At 65.7% G+C, this 20,538-nt stretch carries 19 protein-coding genes and 1 pseudogene; 17 read left to right on the top strand and 3 right to left on the bottom strand.

What is annotated here, in order from left to right; translation table 11 throughout:
- The first annotated feature begins 6 nt into the window (after positions 1-6).
- From B4394_RS22395 to B4394_RS25845, 5 genes are read left to right on the top strand one after another with little or no spacing between them, the layout of a single operon-like run.
- Positions 7-1,215 (top strand): argininosuccinate synthase, encoded by a 1,209-nt coding sequence (locus tag B4394_RS22395; RefSeq protein WP_078292666.1) that lies wholly within the window; start codon positions 7-9, stop codon positions 1,213-1,215.
- Positions 1,212-2,621, top strand: a complete 1,410-nt coding sequence (gene argH, locus B4394_RS22390; protein WP_078312319.1) for an argininosuccinate lyase — start codon at positions 1,212-1,214, stop codon at positions 2,619-2,621. The genes B4394_RS22395 and argH overlap by 4 nt, the downstream gene beginning before the upstream one ends.
- Positions 2,622-2,630: 9 nt before the next feature.
- Positions 2,631-3,404 (top strand): hypothetical protein, encoded by a 774-nt coding sequence (locus B4394_RS22385; RefSeq protein WP_078316311.1) that lies wholly within the window; start codon positions 2,631-2,633, stop codon positions 3,402-3,404.
- The gene (locus B4394_RS22380; protein ID WP_078316310.1) at positions 3,401-4,027 is read left to right on the top strand and encodes a hypothetical protein; all 627 of its coding nucleotides are present in this window, start codon (positions 3,401-3,403) and stop codon (positions 4,025-4,027) included. Before B4394_RS22385 ends, B4394_RS22380 begins: the two co-directional genes overlap by 4 nt.
- A complete protein-coding gene (locus tag B4394_RS25845; protein WP_232783322.1) occupies positions 4,024-4,608 on the top strand; it encodes a hypothetical protein in 585 nt (194 codons plus the stop codon). Before B4394_RS22380 ends, B4394_RS25845 begins: the two co-directional genes overlap by 4 nt.
- A gap of 2 nt (positions 4,609-4,610) precedes the next feature.
- Here B4394_RS25845 and B4394_RS22370 read toward each other — a convergent pair whose 3' ends face one another.
- A complete protein-coding gene (locus tag B4394_RS22370) occupies positions 4,611-5,933 on the bottom strand; it encodes a hypothetical protein (protein ID WP_078316361.1) in 1,323 nt (440 codons plus the stop codon).
- Between the two features lie 179 nt (positions 5,934-6,112).
- On the opposite strand from B4394_RS22370, the gene B4394_RS22365 reads away from it, so the two are divergent.
- The 3 genes from B4394_RS22365 to B4394_RS22355 all read left to right on the top strand — a co-directional run bounded on the left by B4394_RS22365 (position 6,113) and on the right by B4394_RS22355 (position 9,880).
- Positions 6,113-9,085 (top strand): acyl-CoA synthetase, encoded by a 2,973-nt coding sequence (locus tag B4394_RS22365; RefSeq protein ID WP_078316309.1) that lies wholly within the window; start codon positions 6,113-6,115, stop codon positions 9,083-9,085.
- 101 nt (positions 9,086-9,186) lie between these two features.
- A complete protein-coding gene (locus B4394_RS22360) occupies positions 9,187-9,666 on the top strand; it encodes a hypothetical protein (RefSeq protein WP_078312325.1) in 480 nt (159 codons plus the stop codon).
- Positions 9,667-9,676: 10 nt separating this feature from the next.
- On the top strand, positions 9,677-9,880 hold the full coding sequence (locus B4394_RS22355) for a Trm112 family protein (protein WP_078316308.1): 204 nt from the start codon (positions 9,677-9,679) through the stop codon (positions 9,878-9,880).
- Here the strand turns inward: B4394_RS22355 and B4394_RS25280 are convergent.
- Positions 9,870-9,971 (bottom strand): annotated as a pseudogene (locus B4394_RS25280) (TetR/AcrR family transcriptional regulator); the annotation flags it as partial. The gene B4394_RS22355 and the pseudogene B4394_RS25280 sit on opposite strands and share 11 nt — an antisense overlap.
- A 19-nt stretch (positions 9,972-9,990) precedes the next feature.
- On the opposite strand from B4394_RS25280, the gene B4394_RS22350 reads away from it, so the two are divergent.
- Genes B4394_RS22350 through tyrS form a run of 3 tightly spaced genes read left to right on the top strand, consistent with a single transcriptional unit; the run spans position 9,991 to position 12,973 of the window.
- The gene (locus tag B4394_RS22350) at positions 9,991-10,608 is read left to right on the top strand and encodes a DNA-3-methyladenine glycosylase (RefSeq protein WP_078312327.1); all 618 of its coding nucleotides are present in this window, start codon (positions 9,991-9,993) and stop codon (positions 10,606-10,608) included.
- On the top strand, positions 10,574-11,626 hold the full coding sequence (locus tag B4394_RS22345) for an ADP-ribosylglycohydrolase family protein (protein WP_139360384.1): 1,053 nt from the start codon (positions 10,574-10,576) through the stop codon (positions 11,624-11,626). Before B4394_RS22350 ends, B4394_RS22345 begins: the two co-directional genes overlap by 35 nt.
- Positions 11,627-11,638: 12 nt before the next feature.
- Complete coding sequence (gene tyrS / locus B4394_RS22340) at positions 11,639-12,973, top strand: tyrosine--tRNA ligase (protein WP_078316306.1); 1,335 nt, start codon at positions 11,639-11,641, stop codon at positions 12,971-12,973.
- Between the two features lie 6 nt (positions 12,974-12,979).
- Here tyrS and B4394_RS22335 read toward each other — a convergent pair whose 3' ends face one another.
- Entirely contained in the window at positions 12,980-14,638 is a 1,659-nt protein-coding gene (locus B4394_RS22335) for an ABC-F family ATP-binding cassette domain-containing protein (RefSeq protein WP_078316305.1), read from the bottom strand.
- A 365-nt stretch (positions 14,639-15,003) separates the two neighbouring features.
- On the opposite strand from B4394_RS22335, the gene B4394_RS22330 reads away from it, so the two are divergent.
- From B4394_RS22330 to recN, 6 genes are read left to right on the top strand one after another with little or no spacing between them, the layout of a single operon-like run.
- A complete protein-coding gene (locus B4394_RS22330; protein ID WP_078312360.1) occupies positions 15,004-15,651 on the top strand; it encodes a hypothetical protein in 648 nt (215 codons plus the stop codon).
- The gene (locus B4394_RS22325; protein WP_139360382.1) at positions 15,644-16,648 is read left to right on the top strand and encodes an HAD-IIA family hydrolase; all 1,005 of its coding nucleotides are present in this window, start codon (positions 15,644-15,646) and stop codon (positions 16,646-16,648) included. The genes B4394_RS22330 and B4394_RS22325 overlap by 8 nt, the downstream gene beginning before the upstream one ends.
- Before the next feature lie 49 nt (positions 16,649-16,697).
- The gene (locus B4394_RS22320) at positions 16,698-16,907 is read left to right on the top strand and encodes a hypothetical protein (protein WP_078303231.1); all 210 of its coding nucleotides are present in this window, start codon (positions 16,698-16,700) and stop codon (positions 16,905-16,907) included.
- Between the two features lie 2 nt (positions 16,908-16,909).
- Positions 16,910-17,716, top strand: a complete 807-nt coding sequence (locus B4394_RS22315) for a TlyA family RNA methyltransferase (RefSeq protein ID WP_078312332.1) — start codon at positions 16,910-16,912, stop codon at positions 17,714-17,716.
- A complete protein-coding gene (locus B4394_RS22310; protein ID WP_078312333.1) occupies positions 17,716-18,669 on the top strand; it encodes an NAD kinase in 954 nt (317 codons plus the stop codon). Before B4394_RS22315 ends, B4394_RS22310 begins: the two co-directional genes overlap by 1 nt.
- A gap of 2 nt (positions 18,670-18,671) precedes the next feature.
- A complete protein-coding gene (gene recN / locus B4394_RS22305) occupies positions 18,672-20,441 on the top strand; it encodes a DNA repair protein RecN (RefSeq protein WP_078316304.1) in 1,770 nt (589 codons plus the stop codon).
- Positions 20,442-20,538: the final 97 nt, after the last annotated feature.

The raw sequence follows: 20,538 nt of genomic DNA, 5'->3' as shown, positions 1-20,538 counted from the left end.
AGAATCATGACAACCTCTGACCGCGTAATCCTGGCCTACTCGGGTGGGCTCGATACGTCGGTGGCGATCAGCTGGATCGGCAAGGAGACCGGCCGCGAGGTGGTTGCCGTCGCGATTGACCTCGGCCAGGGCGGCGAGGACATGGAGGTGGTGCGCCAGCGTGCCATCGACTGCGGCGCCGTCGAAGCGGTTGTCATCGACGCCCGCGACGAATTCGCCAACGAGTACTGCTTGCCGACTGTGCAGTCCAACGCGCTCTACATGGATCGGTACCCGCTGGTGTCGGCCATCAGCCGCCCACTGATCGTCAAGCATCTGGTGGACGCCGCACGCGAGCACGGCGGCGGGATCGTCGCGCACGGCTGCACCGGCAAGGGTAACGATCAGGTTCGGTTCGAAGTCGGGTTCGCCTCGCTGGCGCCGGATCTGGAGGTGCTCGCCCCGGTGCGCGATTACGCCTGGACCCGCGAAAAGGCCATCGCATTCGCCGCCGAGAACGAAATCCCGATCAATGTAACCAAGAAGTCTCCGTTCTCCATTGACCAGAACGTGTGGGGTCGCGCAGTGGAAACCGGTTTCCTGGAAGACCTTTGGAACGCTCCTACCAAGGACGTGTACGACTACACCGAAGATCCGACGCTCAATTGGGGGGCACCCGATGAGCTGATCATCACCTTCGACAAGGGCGTGCCCACCGCGATCGACGGCAACCCGGTCACCGTGTTGGAGGCCATCGTCGAACTCAACCGGCGGGCGGGTGCGCAGGGCGTTGGCCGTCTCGACGTCGTCGAGGATCGTCTGGTCGGCATCAAGAGCCGCGAAATCTACGAAGCCCCGGGCGCAATGGTCCTCATCACCGCGCACGAGGAGCTGGAGCACGTCACCCTGGAGCGCGAGCTCGGCCGGTACAAGCGGCACACTGACCAAAAGTGGGCCGAGCTGGTGTATGACGGCCTGTGGTATTCGCCCCTGAAGCGCTCGCTGGAGGCATTCGTCGCCGACACCCAGCAGCACGTCTCCGGTGATATCCGCCTGGTGCTGCACGGCGGAAACATCGCGGTGAACGGTCGCCGCAGCGCCGAGTCTCTGTACGACTTTAACCTGGCCACCTACGACGAGGGCGACAGCTTCGACCAGTCGAGCGCCAAGGGCTTCGTGCATATCCATGGACTGTCGTCGAAGATCTCCGCGCAGCGGGACTTGTCCGGGAAGTGAGTACCAACGAGGGATCACTGTGGGGCGGCCGGTTCGCCGGTGGGCCCGCGCCCGCGCTGGCCGCGCTGAGCAAGTCCACCCATTTCGATTGGGTGTTGGCGCCGTACGACATTCGGGCGTCGATTGCACATGCGCGGGTGCTCCGCAAGGCGGACCTGCTCACCGATGAGCAGTTGTCCGCCCTGGTGGACGGGCTGCAGCAGCTAGACCGCGACGTCGCGTCGGGACAGTTCGTCCCCGCCGACACCGACGAGGATGTGCACGGCGCGCTGGAACGCGGCCTGATCGAGCGTGTCGGGGCGGATGTCGGTGGCCGTCTGCGCGCCGGCCGGTCTCGAAATGATCAGGTCGCCACGCTGTTTCGGATGTGGCTGCGTGATGCGGCCGGGCGAGTGTCCGACGGCGTACTCGACGTGGTGCAGGCGCTGGCTGATCAGGCCGGTGCTCACCCGCAGGCGATCATGCCGGGCAAGACGCATCTGCAAGCCGCACAGCCGGTACTGCTCGCACACCATCTCCTCGCACACGCACAGCCATTGCTACGCGACGTGGACCGGCTCGTCGACTGGGACAGGCGCACCGCCGTCTCGCCGTATGGGGCCGGCGCACTGGCGGGCTCCTCACTCGGCCTGGATCCCGACGCCATCGCATTGGACCTGGGATTCACTGCCGCCGCCGAGAACTCGATCGATGCGACATCGGCCCGCGACTTCGCGGCCGAAGCCGCCTTCGTGTTCGCGATGATCGCAGTCGACCTGTCGCGCCTGTCCGAGGACATTATCCTCTGGAGCACAACGGAATTCGGGTACGCCGAACTCGATGACTCCTGGTCGACCGGTAGCTCGATCATGCCCCAGAAGAAGAACCCCGACATCGCCGAGCTGGCCCGCGGAAAGTCGGGGCGGTTGATCGGAAACCTCACTGGCCTACTCGCCACGTTGAAGGCGCAGCCGTTGGCGTACAACCGGGACCTGCAGGAAGACAAGGAGCCGCTGTTCGACTCGGTGGCTCAGTTGGAGCTGCTCTTGCCCGCGACGGCCGGACTGGTCGCCACGCTGCGGTTCCGTACGGAACGCATGGCGGCACTCGCCCCTGCGGGGTTCACCCTCGCCACCGACCTGGCGGAGTGGATGGTGCGCCAGGGCGTACCGTTCCGCATCGCGCATGAGGCGGCAGGGGAGGCGGTTCGTGTCGCCGAAGCCCGCGGCGTCGGCCTGGAAGATCTCACCGATGACGAGCTCGCGGCCATACATCCGGACCTGACGGGACAGGTGCGCGCAGTGCTCACCACGTCCGGATCCGTGGCCTCGCGCAGCGCGCGGGGCGGCACCGCGCCCGAACGCGTTGCCGAGCAGCGTGAACTAGTGCTGGCCCGCCTCAACGTGCTGCGCGGCGAGAGCCGCTAATATCCAGCCATGGACGGCGAGCCGGACCCGACATCGTCGGGCCCCGGTCCGGGGGGAGATACACCGGACGACCCGAACGCGGCATGGCGGCGACCGGTGGGCACTGAACCGCCGCAGGCCGGCGTCGCGATCGAGGAGAGCCCAACGCGGTCGGCACCACATGGTGTGATCGGTCGGACCATCGATTGGGTCCGTACGTGGTGGAACGAACTTGAGTTCGTGCAGATGTGGCATGTGGTCACAGTGCTCGCGATTGTGACGACCGCCGGATTCGGTGGCTTGGACGCCGTGGACAAGACTCCGCAGACATTCGATCTTGGCAAGCCTTTCGACAATGGTGAATTCACCATCACTGTGCAAAAGGCCGTTCTGCGATCGGAAATCGTCGGCGGTGGAGCGGTGATCGCAAAAGAGAAGCCGGGACGCATGTATCTTGCGGTCCTTGCGGAGGTCACCAACAACTCCGATCGCGTCGACGTGGTCAGCAGCCAGTTTTCCCTGCCGAATGTGCCCGATGTACAAGACATTTCTCAGTTCCAGGGCCAGCGCGCCGTGACTCTCCGGATCGAAGACGGCAGCTTTTTGGTCGGGCTGCAACCTGATATCACCGAGAAGGTGGCAGTGGTGTGGAGCGTCCCTTCTGCCGCTGTACTACCCGGATCCACGGTGTCGGTTCAGGTGCCATACCGGAAATTTAGCCGTGGCCTGGTGCTCTATGGCGAGGGCTGGGTTGATGACGGCAAGAGCGCAACAACCATCGTGCCTGTGGAGGTGTCTTCGTGAACTTCCCGAAAAAACTCTTGCCTTTCCGGGCCTCCTCGCCGCTTCTGCGCATATCCATGACGGCTGCGGTGGTGGCTGTTTTACTTTCTGCCTCCGTCTACGTCTGGAATCGCCTTCCGTCAGCCGCCGAGACTCAAAATGCCTTTGATGTTCACGGCACGATGGGAAGTTCGGTAACCGGCCGGTTGTTCTCGGCCACGGTGACCAAGGTCGGGATCGGGCCAGTCGTCAAACACACCGGTTTTTCTCCGCGTCAGCGAAACATCAAGTCCGCCGGTCAATGGGTCGTCGTCAAACTCACCATCACATCAATGACGGAGGCCTCACAGGCTGACGCGATACTGGCGCTCGGCGATAAGGGCTACACACCTGACAGCCGACTTGAGGGATCCACGTTACTGGGTGCACGTCTGACTCCGCTGATCCCCGAAACCGGCGTTTTTGTTTTCGAGGTCAGCTCAAGTGTGCTTGAGGATGCCCGCTCAGCGAAGTTGTACATTTTCTACGCCGCCGGACAGTACAAATGGGATTCACGGCTCGTGATCGATATTCCGCTCGACAACGAGCATGCACCCCGGGCGTCCGTTATCGCGCTTCCCAAAACGGTGGTGGGCAAGCAATGAGCGAAATGCAAACCAGCACCGATGCCCCGCGGCACCGACGCGAGCACGCCCCGGACCAACTGCCGTTACGTTCGCGCCTGTGGTTTCGCAATGCCGTCGCGGGAGTGATTGTCATCGCGGTGTTCTCCGGGGTATGGGCTGTCTCGTTCCGTGATTCGTGGCGGGACTATCGAGCGAGTGTGGTCCCACTCCATCTGATCGCGACCGGCCAGTCGGGAGAGGCGTACGGACAGACGTGGCGCCTCGCTGGAGTCAGACGTCTCGGCAAGGCCCCGCACGGCGCCAATGGGGTCATTCCGAAAGGAGCCGAGCTGGCGGTGGTCACGATAGAACGCTCCGGTCCCGTTCCTCAGAATTTCTTCTGCGACGGAAGAATCACTGACGGTGAACATCAATGGCCGGAGGCCCCGTTCCTGTTGTATACGGTGCCGCCCCCAGACGGCGTCGTCGATCATTGCGACAAACCGGGAAACCTTCAGTTCACCTTCCTGGTGCCCGACGATGTCACGCTGACCGCCATCGATCTGGTGAACCCCGTAGGCGGCAGTGCCCAAATCTTGGTCAGATTTGAGCTGTCTTAGTTCTACCGATCGGCGACAACGGGATTTTCCGCGAGAGCGTCTTCCGAGTCGGCTGGGTAGTCGACAACCTCGTTGTCATGTAGCGCCGCCGCTTCCGCCTCTGCCTTTTCGACGCAATGGGCGAAGACAGATGCGATGACGCATACCCTCAGGGAGGAAACAAGAACACCTGAAATCGCCGTCAATACAGGCGCGACACCATTCCAGAACGACAGCGGATGTGGGCCCAATATCCAGGCAAAACCACGGGTCAGGTATCCGCCGACCTGCATTTGCGTGGTGAGGAAACTGTCGGACATGTCCAGCCACGCCAAGCAGAGATACACCAGTACATAGCCAGACAGCAGGACTAGTCCTCCGTGCAACACCAGGCGCGCCGAATCGACAATAGGTTTAGCGCTGCCGAACTGCGAGAGCAGCCAATCCTTGGCCTTATCCCTGGTCTGCTCGGACACCCTGCTAGTCATCCGACGCTGGACCTGATCTCGGGTGGGTGCGAGTCTGTCGGCCACCACCTGGCTGTCAATACCCGCTAGCCGCCGAAGCACTCCCCGCCAGCTGGCGTTACTGGACGAGCCATAAATGATGCCGGCGATAGCCAGCCAGATCAGCGGTACGGCCGCTGCTCCCCAGACGATATGCCACGCGTCACTAACAAAGCCCCAGAGAACCTCCAAAGGGCGAAAATGCGAGAACAGTTCGCTGCGCATTTCGTCAAACCAGACCACGATGCGCCGTTCCTTGAACCAGGCCGATGGGCTCAGGAAGAAATTCACGCCCTTGCTGGCAGAGAAGGACAACACCAGGAAGACCCACAAGGCATCCAGGTACACCCTGATGAAAACAAACCACCCGGGCAGCCTGTTCTTGATGAATTTGAGGTTCAACACGAGCCGTAGTGCAAATGCACCGGCGATCAGTACCCAGACGTAATTCGTCACCGGAACATCCCCCAAGTTGACCACCTTGGTGCCGGTCGTCATGTGGGCGCCCACGCGGTGCCACATCGCCTTCTGCTCGTAGGTCAGCCAGTCGTCCTGGAACATCTTCCACGCCAGGTAGATAACAAAGAACGGCAGTACAACATTGGCGAATATGTCGACATTGCGCAGGGAGATCCTGGGCATGGCCGCCAACACCGGAATCGCCGAGCGCAGGACCAGGAACATCGCGATGATCGACCCCAGCCGGGCCAGACCCGCGAAGGGCATCAGTAGGTCGACCACGAGATAGTTGTTCCACGCATATTTGGCGGCCAGCTCGATGACGATATTGCGCCCCAACAGACCCAGCAGATAGCACGCGGCCAGTTGAGGCAGGTACATCACCCACAGGCGTAGCGGCCGCAGCAACAGATTCCCCACCGCGTCATCGTAGAGGCTCGCATCGCGACGTCGCTTCCTATCCGGTGACGGGGATTCGGTCAGCCCGATACGCCCGTTGTGACAGGATATGCAGGCCCTCACCTGGGCAATATCGCGGATGATCGGTCTAAGGAGTAGCTGTGTCCTTCAATCTCTCCTCCTTGACCAAGCCCGTCGCGCGCCTGGCTGCCACCGCGCAGAACGGGCTGGAGGTTCTGCGTCTCGGCGGACTGGAGACCGGCAGCACCGCCTCTTCGCACCAAATCGTCGAGAGCGTGCCGATGTACCGGCTGCGCCGGTACTTCGCGCCGGGGTCCACCGAGGCGGCGGACGCCGGACCGGTGGTCCTCATGGTGCACCCGATGATGATGGCCGCCGACATGTGGGACGTTACTCAAGATGGCGGCGCCGTCGGCATCCTGCATCGCGCTGGTATCGATCCATGGGTCATCGACTTCGGCAGCCCCGACCGGATGGCCGGCGGCATGGAGCGCACGCTGTCCGATCACGTGGTGGCCGTCAGCGACGCCATCGAGACCGTGCATAGGATCACCGGCCGTCAGGTCCACCTCGCCGGATACTCCCAGGGCGGCATGTTCTGCTATCAGACTGCGGCACTGCGCAAGTCGCGGACCATCGCGAGCATCATCACCTTCGGTTCGCCGGTCGACGCCAACGCCGCCATGCCCATGGGACTGCCCGCCGGGCTTTCGGCCGATATCGCCGAGTTCATGGCCGACCATATCTTCAGCCGGTTCTCCATCCCAGCGTGGTCGGCGCGAATCGGATTCCAGATGCTGGACCCGGTCAAGACCGTCAAGGGTCGCCTCGATTTCTTGCGGCAGCTGCATGACCGCGATGCCCTGCTGCCGCGCGAACAGCAGCGCAAGTTCCTCGCCAATGAGGGGTGGATCGCCTGGTCCGGACCCGCGATCGCCGAGCTGCTGCGCCAGTTCGTGGTGCACAACCGGATGACCACCGGCGGCTTCACCGTCAATGACCGCGTGGTCACGCTCAGCGATATCACCTGCCCAGTCCTGGCGGTGGTGGGCGAGGTGGACGACATCGGGCAGCCCGCTTCGGTGCGCGGCATCCTGCGCGCCGCGCCGAAGGCCGACGTGTACGAGTACCTGATCCGCGCCGGTCACTTCGGTCTTGTCGTCGGCTCGACCGCCGTGGCCCAGACGTGGCCGACGGTCAGCCAGTGGGTGCAGTGGCGGGAGGGCGAGGCGACAAAACCCCCGTCGGTCGACCTCATGTACGAGCACGAAAGCGGCCAGCTCGACGGCGGCGGTGTCCCGCTCACGTCCCGGGTAGCACATGGTTTGAGCACCACCACCGAGGTCGCCATCGCAGCCGCCCGAACCGCGGGCGCAGCCGCGGCGGCCGCGAACAAGTCAGTGAAATCCATTGCCGTCGAAGCGGTTCGCACGCTGCCACGGTTGACGCGTCTCGGGCAGATTCACGATCACACCCGCATCTCCCTGGGCCGGTTGATGACCGAACAGGCACGCCGCACGCCGCATGGTGAGAGCTTCCTGTTCGACGGCCGGCTACACACCTATGAGGCGGTGGATCGCCGCATCAACAACGTGGTCAGGGGCCTCATCGAGGTGGGCGTGCGTCAGGGCGTCCGGGTGGGTGTTCTGATGGAGACCCGGCCCAGCGCCCTGGTGGCGATCGCCGCGCTGTCCCGGCTGGGGGCCGTTGCGGTGCTGCTGCCTCCCGATGCCGACCTTGAGGTCGCGGTGAAGCTGGGTGAGATTTCCGAACTACTCACCGATCCGCCGAATCTTCCTGCCGCACAAGATCTTCCCGTGCACATTCTGGTACTCGGCGGTGGCGAGTCGCGCGACCTGTCCATACCGGACGACGGCTCGATCATCGACATGGAGAAGATCGACCCCGACGCGGTCGAGCTGCCCGGGTGGTACCGGCCCGATCCAGGGCAGGCCCGCGATCTGGCCTTCGTGATGTTCAGTGGGTACGGGTCCCGCCTGGTGCCCAAGCAGATCACCAACCACCGGTGGGCGTTGTCGGCGTTCGGTACCGCGTCGGCGGCCGCACTTAACGCCAATGACACCGTGTACTGCCTCACACCGCTGCACCATCAGTCGGGGCTCTTAGTGAGCCTGGGTGGGGCAGTGGCAGGTGGGGCGCGAATTGCGTTGTCACGCGGGCTCAATCCCGATCGATTCGTGCAAGAGGTGCACCAGTACGGCGTGACCGTCGTCTCCTACACCTGGGCGATGATGCATGAGGTCATCGACGATCCTTCCCTGGAGTTGGGCGCCCATCATCCGGTGCGGTTGTTCATCGGTTCGGGTATGCCCTCGGGCCTGTGGCGGCGTGTCACCGAGAGGTTCGCACCCGCTCATGTCGTCGAGTTCTTCGCGACCACCGACGGGGAAGCGGTACTGGCCAATGTGTCCGGTACCAAAATCGGCAGCAAGGGCCGACCGCTTCCTGGTGGCGGCAAGGTGCGGCTCGCCGCCTACGACCCCGTCGACGACGTGATCATCGAAGGTGAAGACGGATTCGTCCAGATCGCCAGGCCCGGCGAGGTGGGGTTGCTTTTGGCGAAGCCGCCTGGAGACGTGGACCCCGCCGCGGCGGTCCGGCGCGGCGTGTTCGCCCCGGGCGACACCTGGGTATCTTCGGAATCTCTCTTCCGCCGCGACGAGGACGGCGATTTCTGGATGCTCGACGGCCGAAACACCGCGATCCGCACCGCACACGGCGTTGTGTACGCCGAAGCCACCAGTCACGCACTGGGTTCGGTGAGCGCCATCGATGTGGTCGCGACATATCCCGTCGAGTCCGGTGAGACCAACGTCGCGGTGACCGCGGTGGTTCTCCGGCCCGGCGAAGCGATATCGCCTGCCGACCTGGCGGAAGCGTTTGCCTCCGTGCCGATCTCGGAACGCCCCGATATCGTCAAGGTGGTACCGACCCTGCCGCTGAGTGCCACGTATCGCCCGTCCACCACACACCTTCGGGCGTCCGGGTTCCCGAAACCGGGGCGGCAAACCTGGTATCTCGACCCAGAATCGGGTGCCTACCATCGGTTGACCGCCGCGACGTATGACGCGCTGCAGGGAGCAGCGCAGTAGCCCGCATCGGGGCTGCACCAGCGCGGTTCCCCGCGCCTTCCGCTGCTGATGTGGCGGGTTGTTGTTAGGCTGACCTCCGCGACACCCGGAAGGAACTCGTCATGCCGACACGCCTACGTGCCCTCACTGGCACCGCACTGGCTGCCGCCGGTCTCTCCGCAGCCCTGGTGTTCGGACCCGGTGTCGGCACCGCCAGCGCGGATGTGCTGGACGACATCGCGCACGAGTACTCCACCGGAACCAGTGGCGGTCAGGTGTCCAACCTGGTGCGTACGGCGCTTCAGCTGCGCGCCAGGGGCGCCCAGGTGAGCTCCGCGCAGAATGACGCCCTGAAGGCCGCGCTCGACAAGCGGCCCAGCCAGATGCCCCTGATCAACTCGCTGAAGTCGGTCATCGCCACGCAGTCCCAGTTCCTCAAGGCTGCTCAGAAGCCACAGCAGCCCGTCCATATCGGCATCAGCGGCACCAACGGATCCAACAATCCGAACGGTGGGCCGCCCAATGTCAGCCCGGGACCGGGTATCGGCGTCAGCGGAGGCGGGGGCCAGCAGATCTTCAACGAGAACATCCCGCTGGGCTGATATCACCGCCATGCCACTTGACGCCGCACTCCTCGACATCCTGGTCTGCCCGATTGACCGCGGAACACTCCTGCTCATCGGCAGTGAGACCGATGGCACTCTCTACAACCCGCGCCTACACAAGGCCTACCGGATCGAGAACTCCATCCCGGTGCTCCTGCCCGACGAGGCGCGCGACGTGACCGACGCGGAGCACCAGCGCTTCACCGAGTGATACTCGGCAGCTCGCCCGTCAGATACCGCTGAATGTTCGGCCCCACGGTGAGGGCTATCCCCTCAGCCGTCAGTGAGGCCAGCGGCTCGAGTGTCAAGGACAATCGAGGGGTGAGTGCCGAGATCCTGACGACCCACCCGGTCAAAGCCGCACAGCGCCTCCTCGGTGCCACTATCGAATCCCGCGGAGTTCGAGCGGTGATCGTCGAAGTAGAGGCCTACGGGGGCGTGCCCGACGGGCCGTGGCCCGATCCCGCCTCACACTCGTTTCGCGGGCCTACGAATCGCAATCGGGTCATGTTCGGGCCCGCCGGTCACCTGTACGTGTATCGAAGCCATGGAATTCACTTGTGCGCCAACGTGGTCTGCGGCCCGGACGGTATCGCCGGCGGGGTACTGATGCGGGCCGCAGCGATCGTGGACGGTGCGCCCACATGCTGGCAGCGGCGCCCCACCGCCCGGGATGACGCGGGTTTGGCCCGCGGCCCCGGAAACCTGGGTGCCGCTCTCGCCGTCACCCCCGAGGACAACGGCGTCGATATCTTCTCCGCGCCCAGTCCGGTACGTGTCACATTGAGCCGACGGCAGAAGGCGCAGTCGGGGCCGCGAGTGGGTGTCAGCGTGGCCGCGGACCGTCCCTGGCGGTTCTGGCTGCCCGGATATCCGGAGGTTTCCGCATACCGGCGTAGTCCCCGTGCGCCGCAACCCGATACTGAGCTGTATGCCTGACGGACGAGTACGCGCATCGCTGCTCGGCGGTGCACTCGGTGACGCCCTCGGTGGGTTCGTCGAGTTTGACAGCGTCGAGCAGATCCGGCTGCAGTTCGGGCGTGACGGCATCGCCGAACCCGCACCGGGGCGGCCGATACTCATCACCGACGACACGCAAATGACGCTATTTACGGCAGAGGCGCTCATCCGGGCTCGCCGTGACCCCACGAACGCCCCGGCCGGCATCGCGCATCGTGCCTACCTGCGCTGGCTACATACCCAAGGCGGCCAGGTGCCTGTGGATGTCATCGATGGATGGCTGATCACGGTCGCCGAGCTGCACTCGCTGCGCGCGCCCGGGAACACCTGCCTATCGGCGCTCGAGTCCACCAGTTCGCCTGCCCGCGAGCGCGGTTCGCGCACGCACTCGCTGAACAATTCCAAGGGATGCGGGGCCGTGATGCGAGCCGCACCGGTGGGACTCGCCGAGGGTGACCCGGCCGTGGCCTTCGAGCTGGCCGCGGATATGGGCGCGCTCACCCACTCGCATCCCAGTGGTTACCTCAGTGCCGGGGCGCTCGCGGTGATCGTCAATCGATTGGCCGCTGGGGCATCGCTGGCGGAGGCCGTGCGGAGCGCACTGGATCTGCTCACCGCACATTCCGGATACGAGGAGACACACGAAGCCCTCAGCCGGGCTGTCGAGCTCGCCGCGCAGGAACGGCCCACGCCGGAACGGATCGCATCCCAGCTGGGTGGCGGATGGGTCGGGGAGGAAGCGCTGGCCATCGGTGTCTGTGCGGCCGCACGTGCGCGCGACTTCAAGGACGGAATCCGATTGTCGGTGAACCATTCCGGCGACTCCGACTCCACCGGGTCCATCACCGGAAACATCCTCGGCGCGATGTGGGGCATGCGGGCGTTACCCACGGATTGGCTGGATCGGCTCGAGCTGCGCGAGGTCATCGCCACCGTCGCCGACGATCTTGTCGGGCCTTCGGGGCCGCGATGGGATGAGCGGTATCCCGCACGCTGAACCCGATAGGGGATGATCGTTGCCGTGGTTTCTACAACTGACGGTCTTCGCGCCAGCGGCTCATCCGACATCCTCGATGAGCTCACATGGCGCGGCCTCATCGCGCAGACGACCGACCGCGACACACTCGCGGCCGATATCGCGAAGGGGCCAATCAGCGTCTATGGGGGTTTTGACCCCACCGCCGCGAGTCTGCACGCCGGGCATCTGGTGCCGCTGCTGACACTGAGCCGATTCCAGCGGGCGGGGCATCGGCCGATCGTGCTGGCCGGAGGAGCCACGGGCCTCATCGGAGACCCGCGCGACACCTCCGAACGCAGCCTGCACGGCGCGGACACCGTGGCCGAGTGGGCCGATCGAATCCGCGGGCAACTCGAGCGGTTCGTCGAATTCGATGACACCTCAACCGGAGCCGTCGTCGCGAACAATCTCGATTGGACCGGCCAGCTGTCCGCCCTGGAGTTCCTGCGGGATCTGGGCAAGCACTTCTCCGTCAACGTCATGCTCGACCGGGACACCATCCGCCGCCGACTGGAGGGCGATGGCATCTCCTACACCGAGTTCTCGTACATGCTGCTGCAGGCGAATGACTACGTGCAGTTGCACCGAAAGTACGGCTGCTCGTTGCAGATAGGCGGCTCGGACCAGTGGGGCAATATCGTCGCCGGCGTCCGGCTGGCCCGCCAGCTCGACGGCGCCTCCGTGCATGCGTTGACCGTTCCATTGGTGACGGCGGCCGACGGCACCAAGTTCGGCAAGTCCACCGGGGGCGGCAACCTCTGGCTCGATCCCGACATGACGAGTCCATACGCCTGGTACCAGTACTTCATCAACACCGCCGACGCCGACGTAGTGCGCTACCTGCGCTGGTTCACCTTCCTGTCCGCCGATGAGGTCGGTGAGCTTGAGGCCGCGACGGCCGAGCGGGCGCACGAGCGTGCCGCACAGCGTCGGCTGGCCGCAGAGGTCACCACCCTCGTACACGGCGAAAGTGCCACCCAAGCAGTCGAACTCGCCAGCGGCGCGCTGTTCGGTCGCGGCGAGCTGGACCGTCTCGACGAGGGCACACTGACCGCGGCGCTCACCGAGGCCGGCAACGGAGAGCCCGCCCGGCTCGCGGACGGGCAACCCGACACCATCGTTGATCTCCTGGTCAGCAGCGGACTTTCGGAGAGCAAGGGCGCCGCACGCCGCACCCTCAAGGAGGGCGGTGTGTACGTCAACAACACCCGGGTGGACGCCGAGGAGTGGACTCCGAGCGACGGCGACTACCTCACCGGCGGTTGGCTGGTGCTTCGTCGCGGAAAGCGCAACATCGCCGGGGTGCAGCGGGTACGCGGGTCGTAGATTTCGCTACACCCATTGGGGTTCAACGGATTCCTTCACCTTGCCGTCCACGCCGAAGACGAGGTAGCGCGTGAAGGTCCGGGCGAACCATCGATCGTGGGTGACCGCGATCACCGTCCCATCGAAGGCCGCCAGCGCATCTTCCAATGCCTCCGCCGAATGCAGGTCCAGGTTGTCGGTCGGCTCATCGAGTAGCAGCAATGTCGACCCCATCAACTCCAGCAGCAGGATCTGGAATCGGCCCTGCTGTCCACCGGATAGCGAGCCGAAGGTCTGCTCGGCCGACGGCGCCAGACCATAGCGATCCAGGATCCGTGAGGCCTGCTCACGTCCGTGTCCTGGGCGCCGTTCATCCCCGTGATGCAGGATGTCCAGCAGTGTCCGATCCATCAGCGCCTCGTGATGGTGCGTCTGCGCGAACCAACCCGGCCGGACTCTCGCGCCGAGCCGCAATCGCCCGTCGTGGCGCACCGCTTCGGGAATCATGTCGCCCACCGGCAGCTGGTCTGGCTCCGGATCGCTGCCCCCGCAGGCCAGCAGCCGCAGGAAATGCGACTTGCCGGTGCCGTTACCGCCCAGCACCGCGACCCGATCCCCATACCACAACTCGGTATCGAATGGCTGTGTGAGACCAGTCAACTCGAGGTTCTCCGCAATCACGGCACGCTTGGCGGTGCGACCACCGGTGAGACGCATGCGAACGTTCTGCCGCAGCGGGACTGCTTCGGGTGGCCCCGCCTCGTCGAATCGACGCAGCCGGGTCTCGGCTGCCTGTAGGCGGCTGGCCATATCGGAGTTGTAGGCCGCCTTCTGCCGATACATCAACACCAGATCACGCAGCGCCGCACGCTGTTCGTCCCAGCGGCGGCGCAACTCGGCGAGTTTGGCGTTCCGGTCTGCCCGCGCCTGGTGATACGTCGCGAACGACCCCGGATGCACCCACAGCGAGGACCCGGACCGGGTGGGTTCCAACGTGGCGACTTGGCCGGCAACGCGATTGATCAGCTCCCGATCATGGCTGACGAACAGGACAGTCTTGGGCGACTCCGCCAGCCGCTCCTCAAGCCACCGCTTGGCCGGAACATCCAGATAGTTGTCGGGCTCGTCGAGCAGCAGCACCTCGTGCGGACCACGCAGCAGCGATTCGAGGACCAGTCGCTTCTGCTGACCTCCCGAAAGTGTGTTCACGCCGCGAAATCTGGCCAGTTCGAACGGGATTCCCAGCGCCGCCATGGTGTGCACGTCACATTCGGTCTCGAACTCGTATCCGCCCACATCGGCCCAGTCGGCCAGCGCCTGCGCATAGGCGAGCTGATCGCGTTCGCTGTCATGCTCCATGAGTGCCAGCTCGGTGCGGTCCAGACGACCGGCGGCTGCTCGGATGCGATCCGGTGCTACCGATAGCAGCAGATCGCGGACGGTCGAGTCGTCACGAACGGAACCGATGAACTGTCGCATCACGCCGAGCTGCCCGCCACGCGTGACGGACCCGTCGTGCGGATCCGTGTCGCCGGCGATGACGCGCAACAGCGTCGTCTTACCGGTCCCGTTGGGGCCGATCAACGCGGTTTTGCTGCCTTCGCCGACGCGGAGGCTGACATCGTGAAGAAGTGCTCTGCCGTCCGGGAGGTGGTAGCCGATGGCATCGAGCTGCACATGGCTCATAGCGTTCAGTCTGCGCAACGGATCACCGCGATTGCCACCGAATTTCCGGCGAAGGGCCTGTTACCGGCATACTCGCGCTGTAATACATGGTCTTCGCGCAAGCTGGGGGCACCTCCCATGCGTGGGGGACTCATCGATCAAAGGAGGTGCCCGTGGACCAGCGAGGACCCAGGCAACAGGGGCCCAAAAAGCACGGCACGAGTCGCCCCGCCCAGGATTCAGGTGCGCGGCGCGACGACCGCGGCGGCGGCGCAGCGCGTCCGCGCCGGTCGGACGAGCGCGGCGGTGATCGATCTCAGCGAAATCAGGCACCGCGGCCTCGGCGCACCGACGACCGCCAGGCCCCACGAAACTTCGGCCCGACCATTCCTGACGAGGTCGAGGCCAAGCAGCTGGCCCACGATGTGCGCGCCGAGTTACTCAGCCTCGACAAGAACACCGCCGACACGGTGGCCCGGCACCTGGTCGTGGCGGGCAACCTGCTCGACGAGGACCCGGAGGCCGCGCTGGAGCACGCCAAGGCCGCCAAGAGCCGTGCGGCCCGTATCGCCGGAGTGCGCGAAGCGCTCGGCATCGCCGCCTATCACTGCGGAGACTGGGCGCTGGCATTGTCCGAGTTGCGCGCGGCCAAGCGCATGGGCACGCGGTCGCCGCTGCTGGCGCTGATCGCCGATTGTGAACGGGGAGTCGGTCGACCCGAGCGCGCCATCGAGCTCGCCCGTGGCGATGAAGCCAAGGCGCTCACCGGCGATGCCGCCGACGAACTGCGCATCGTCATCGCCGGTGCACGCGCCGATATGGGTCAGCTCGATCAGGCGTTGGCGGTGCTGTCCACGCCCGCACCCGATCCGAAGCGTGTTGGTGTGGTCGCGGCGCGGCTGTTCTACGCCTACGCCGACATTCTCCTGGCTTTGGATCGCAAACCCGAAGCAGTGCAATGGTTCCTGCACTCCGCGGATGCCGATGTCGAAGGCCACACGGACGCCGAGGATCGGGCTGCCGAACTTGCCTGACACACTCGCCGGCGCCCACGACTGCCTGCTCCTGGACCTCGACGGCACGGTGTTCCGGGGTGCCGAACCCACCCCGAACGCCATCGCAGCGTTGTCGGCGGCCGGCGACGCGCGGCAGCTGTACGTCACCAACAATGCGAGCCGGTCCGCGCCCGAGGTAGCTGAGCACCTCACCTCCCTGGGATTCGCCGCTACCCCCGGTGACGTTGTCACCAGCGCACAGAGTGCGGCGAGGCTGCTCGCCGAGGCGCTCGAGCGCGATGACGCGGTACTCGTGGTCGGCACCGAGGCGCTGGCCGCCGAGGTGGCCGCCGTGGGTCTCACCCCGGTGCGCAGCTTCGACAGGGCCCCACGCGCCGTGGTGCAGGGGCATTCACCGGACACCTGTTGGACCACCCTTGCCGAGGCCGCACTCGCCATCCGGGCGGGCGCCTATTGGGTGGCGGCCAATGTGGATGCCACATTGCCCACCGAGCGCGGTCTGCTGCCCGGAAACGGGTCCATGGTCGCCGCCCTGCGCACCGCCACCGATGCCGATCCCATCGTGGCCGGCAAGCCGGGGCGTGCCCTCATCGAGGACGCGTTGGCACGCGGCAACTTCACGCGGCCTCTCGTTGTCGGGGACCGGCTCGATACCGACATTTCCGGAGCCAATGCCGCGGGCCTGCCCAGTCTCCTGGTGCTCACCGGCGTGAACAGCGCCATCGACGCGATCTGGGCGGACACCGCGCACCGACCGACGTTCCTGGGGACCGATCTGGCGGCATTGCACCTACCGCAGTCCGAGGTGCGTATCGAACCAAAGCCGTCGTGGCGGGTGACCGTGGATGTCGGCCAGGTGTCGATCGGTGCCGTCGGTGACGCGGGGTCGCCCTTGTCGCTGGCACAGGCCCTGGCAGCGGCGGTGTGGGCGACGGACTCCGCCCCGGTCATCAGGCCCATCGTGCCTGCCGATGACCTGGCAGAACGAGTCTTGCAGCAGCTTTCTGCCGGATAGTGTGTCGCCGCCCCTGCCACTCCGGGGAGATCCACTAGCCTTGAGCGCGATGACCACCCCGAACGATGTCGCCCGCCAGGCTGGTGGACCTGACCCCGATGAGGTCCGGTCCCAGGTTCAGGCGCTGCTGGGTCAGCTCGACCCACCCGCCGGCTTCGGCGAATCCGAGGCTGAACTGGATCTCGAGACCCAAGCCCAGGTCCTGGAGCAGGCACATGATGTGTTGGTCCGAGCACTGGAATCCGCGGAGCAGGGATAGCCATGGCCCGGCACGCCAGGGTCGACGCCGAATTGGTGCGCCGAGGACTCGCGCGTTCGCGTCAGCAGGCAGCTGAACTGATCGACGCGGGCCGGGTGCGTATCGACGGCATACCGGCCGCCAAGGCCGCGACAGCCGTGCCGGCGACGGCATCCCTTGTGGTGCAGGGGGAGCCCGGGGACAAGTGGGTATCGCGCGGCGCTCACAAACTTCTCGGGGCACTTGACGCCTTTGGCCCACAGGGGCTTTCCGTCGACGACAAGCGCTGCCTGGACGCCGGGGCATCGACGGGCGGGTTCACCGAGGTACTCCTGCGCTCGGGCGCACGCGAGGTGGTGGCCGCCGATGTCGGGTATGGACAACTGGCCTGGTCCCTGCAGTCCGACGACCGGGTCACGGTTCTCGATCGGACCAATGTGCGCACCCTGACCCCCGAGCTGATCGGCGGACCAGCGCAACTGATCGTCGCCGACCTCTCCTTCATATCGCTCGCTTTGGTTCTCGATGCGCTGATCGCCTGTGCCACAACCGATGCCGATATCGTGCCGATGGTCAAACCCCAGTTCGAGGTGGGTAAGGAGCTAGTCGGCACCGGAGGAGTGGTGCGTGATCCGCAGCTGCGCGCCGATGCTGTGGTGTCCGTTGCCCGCCGCGCGCAGACGCAGGGTTGGCACACCGCGGGAGTGACGGCCAGCCCGCTGCCCGGGCCGTCCGGAAACGTCGAGTACTTCCTATGGCTACGGAAAACAGATTCCGGCCTGGATGTTGAGGCAGCCGTTGCCGAAGCTATTACGAAGGGGCCGCAGTGATGACCCGCGCGGGCGAAGAACATCAGACGCAGGCGACCGAACGCAAAATCCTGCTGGTCGCTCACACCGGCCGTGAGGAGGTGACCGAGACCGCCCGCCGCGTCGCGAAAACGCTGGGGGAGAACGGCATCACGCTGCGGGTGCTGTCCGCGGAGGCCATCGATCGCGGACCGGTACACCTGGACCCGATTGAGTTTCGCTCGCTCGGCGTAGGCGTCGAGGTTGTCGACGCCGATCAGGATGCCGCCACCGGCTGCGAGTTGGTTTTGGTTCTGGGCGGGGACGGCACCTTCCTCCGGGCAGCCGACCTCGCACGCAGCGCGACCGCACCCGTACTCGGAGTCAACCTGGGCCGCATCGGTTTTCTCGCCGAGGTGGAGGCCGAGGCGATCGACGCCGTCCTCACCCATGTGGTGGAGGGCACCTACCGCGTCGAGACCCGGATGACACTGGACGTGCTGGTCCGCATCGGCGGCGACGTGGTGGAACGCGGCTGGGCACTCAACGAGGTGAGCATCGAAAAGGGTCCCCGGCTTGGCGTGCTCGGCGTGGTACTGGAGGTGGACGCTCGTCCGGTATCGGCGTTCGGGTGCGACGGAGTTCTCGTCTCCACCCCAACGGGATCCACCGCCTACGCGTTCTCGGCCGGTGGACCGGTTGTCTGGCCCGACCTGGACGCGATTCTCGTGGTGCCCAACAACGCTCACGCATTGTTCGCTCGGCCGATGGTGACTAGCCCCGCCTCCACCGTGGCCGTCGAGATCGAGGCCGACGGGCATGACGCACTGCTCTTCTGTGACGGCCGCCGCGAGATTCGGGTACCGCCGGGCGGGCGGGTCGAAGTGGTGCGCGGCCATCAGCCGGTGCTGTGGGCACGCTTGGACAGCAAGCCATTCGCGGATCGGGTCGTGCGTAAGTTCCACTTGCCCGTCAAGGGCTGGCGGGGAAGGTAGTCGTGCTCACCGAGATTCGCATCGAGTCCCTTGGCGCCATCCCTGCTGCCACCGCGGAGTTCGACAGCGGGCTGACCGTGCTGACCGGCGAAACCGGCGCCGGTAAGACCATGGTGGTCACCAGTTTGCATCTGCTCGGCGGCGCGCGCGCGGACGCCAACCGGGTGCGGGCGGGTGCGGACCGTGCCGTGGTCGAGGGCCGATTTCTCACGACCGATCCGCTGGGCGCCGAGCCCACCGATGTCACCGAGGTGCTGGATTCCTCGGGAGCGCAACGGGACGACGACGGCAGCGTGATCGCGGCGCGCTCGGTGACCTCAGATGGCCGCTCCCGCGCGTACCTGGGTGGACGCAGCGTGCCCGCCAAGTCACTCGCTAGCTTCACCGCGGGTCTGCTCACGGTGCACGGCCAGAACGACCAGCTGCGTCTGATGCGCCCCGAGCAGCAGCTCGCGGCATTGGACAGATTCGCCTCGGACGGTCCGGCCAGTATCGAGGCGTTACTGACCACCTACCGCAAGCTGCGCGAGGAATGGCTCACCGCGCGGCGCGACCTCATCGACCGCACCAACCGGGCGCGTGAGCTCGCGCAGGAAGCCGACCGACTTGGATTCGCGCTCAACGAGATCGATGCCGTCGACCCCAAACCGGGGGAGGACGATCAACTCACCGCCGAGATCCATCGCCTGTCCGAACTCGACGCGCTGCGTGATGCGGCGGCCTCCGCGCGTGCGGCGCTGGCGGGCTCGGATTCGAATGGCGCGGCCGACGATTCCCATTCGGCGATCGATCGCATCGCGAAGGCCAAGGTTCTGCTGGAGGCCACCGACGATGCCGCACTGCGGGCTCTGGCGCCACAATTGGCCGAGGCGCTCGCGGTGGTCAGTGACGTATCCCGTGAGCTGACCGCGTTTACCGACGAATTGCCGAGTGATGCAAGCACGCTCGAGGGGAAGCTGGCACGCCAGGGACAGTTGCGCACGCTGACCCGCAAGTACGCCGCCAACCTCGATGGGGTGATCGCGTGGGCGCAGGAGGCACGCGGCAGGCTGGCCGAGGTCGACACCTCCGAAGAAACACTCAATGCCATCTCCGCCCGCGTGGATCGACTCGCCAGCGAACTGGCCACCGCCGCAACAGGTCTGACCAAGGCACGTTCCAAGGCAGCCAAGGCGCTGGGCAAAGCCGTCACTGCCGAGCTGGCGGGTCTGGCGATGGACCGAGCCGCGTTCACCATCGCCGTGGAGCCCATTCCGGCTCGCACCGATGATGTGGCGCCCTTGACGCTGCCGTCCGGGCAGACGGTGCACGCCGGATCAGCGGGTGCCGATGCCGTCGAATTCGGATTCGCCGCGCATCGCGACAACCCCATGCTGCCGCTGGCCAAGAGCGCATCCGGTGGCGAGCTCTCGCGCGTAATGCTGGCCCTCGAGGTGGTGCTTGCCGCCTCGACTGCCGGGACCACCATGGTGTTCGACGAAGTCGATGCGGGTGTGGGCGGCCGTGCGGCCGTGCAGATCGGCAGGCGGTTGGCCAAGCTGGCGCACACCCACCAGGTGATCGTCGTGACGCACCTGCCCCAGGTCGCCGCGTTCGCCGATATCCACCTCACGGTCGACCGGGTAAGCAGCAAGGGCAGCGGCGTGCGCCGTCTGGACGACGAGGATCGGGTTGCCGAGCTGGCCCGGATGCTCGCCGGGCTCGGCGACTCCGACACCGGCCGGGCGCATGCGCGTGAGCTGCTGGACGCCGCCCGCTCCGAGCGAGGCTGAGTCCTACTCCACGAGCAGAGGCTTGTGGTACGCAAACCGCAGGTGACCAGCGCGATACGCGCCCGCTCGGCCTCGATTCCAGGGGTGCTGGAGTGAC

The sequence above is a fragment of the Mycobacterium sp. D16Q16 genome (assembly GCF_002013745.1).
Classification (GTDB): Bacteria; Actinomycetota; Actinomycetes; order Mycobacteriales; family Mycobacteriaceae; genus Mycobacterium.
This window is presented reverse-complemented; position numbering and strand designations above follow the sequence as displayed.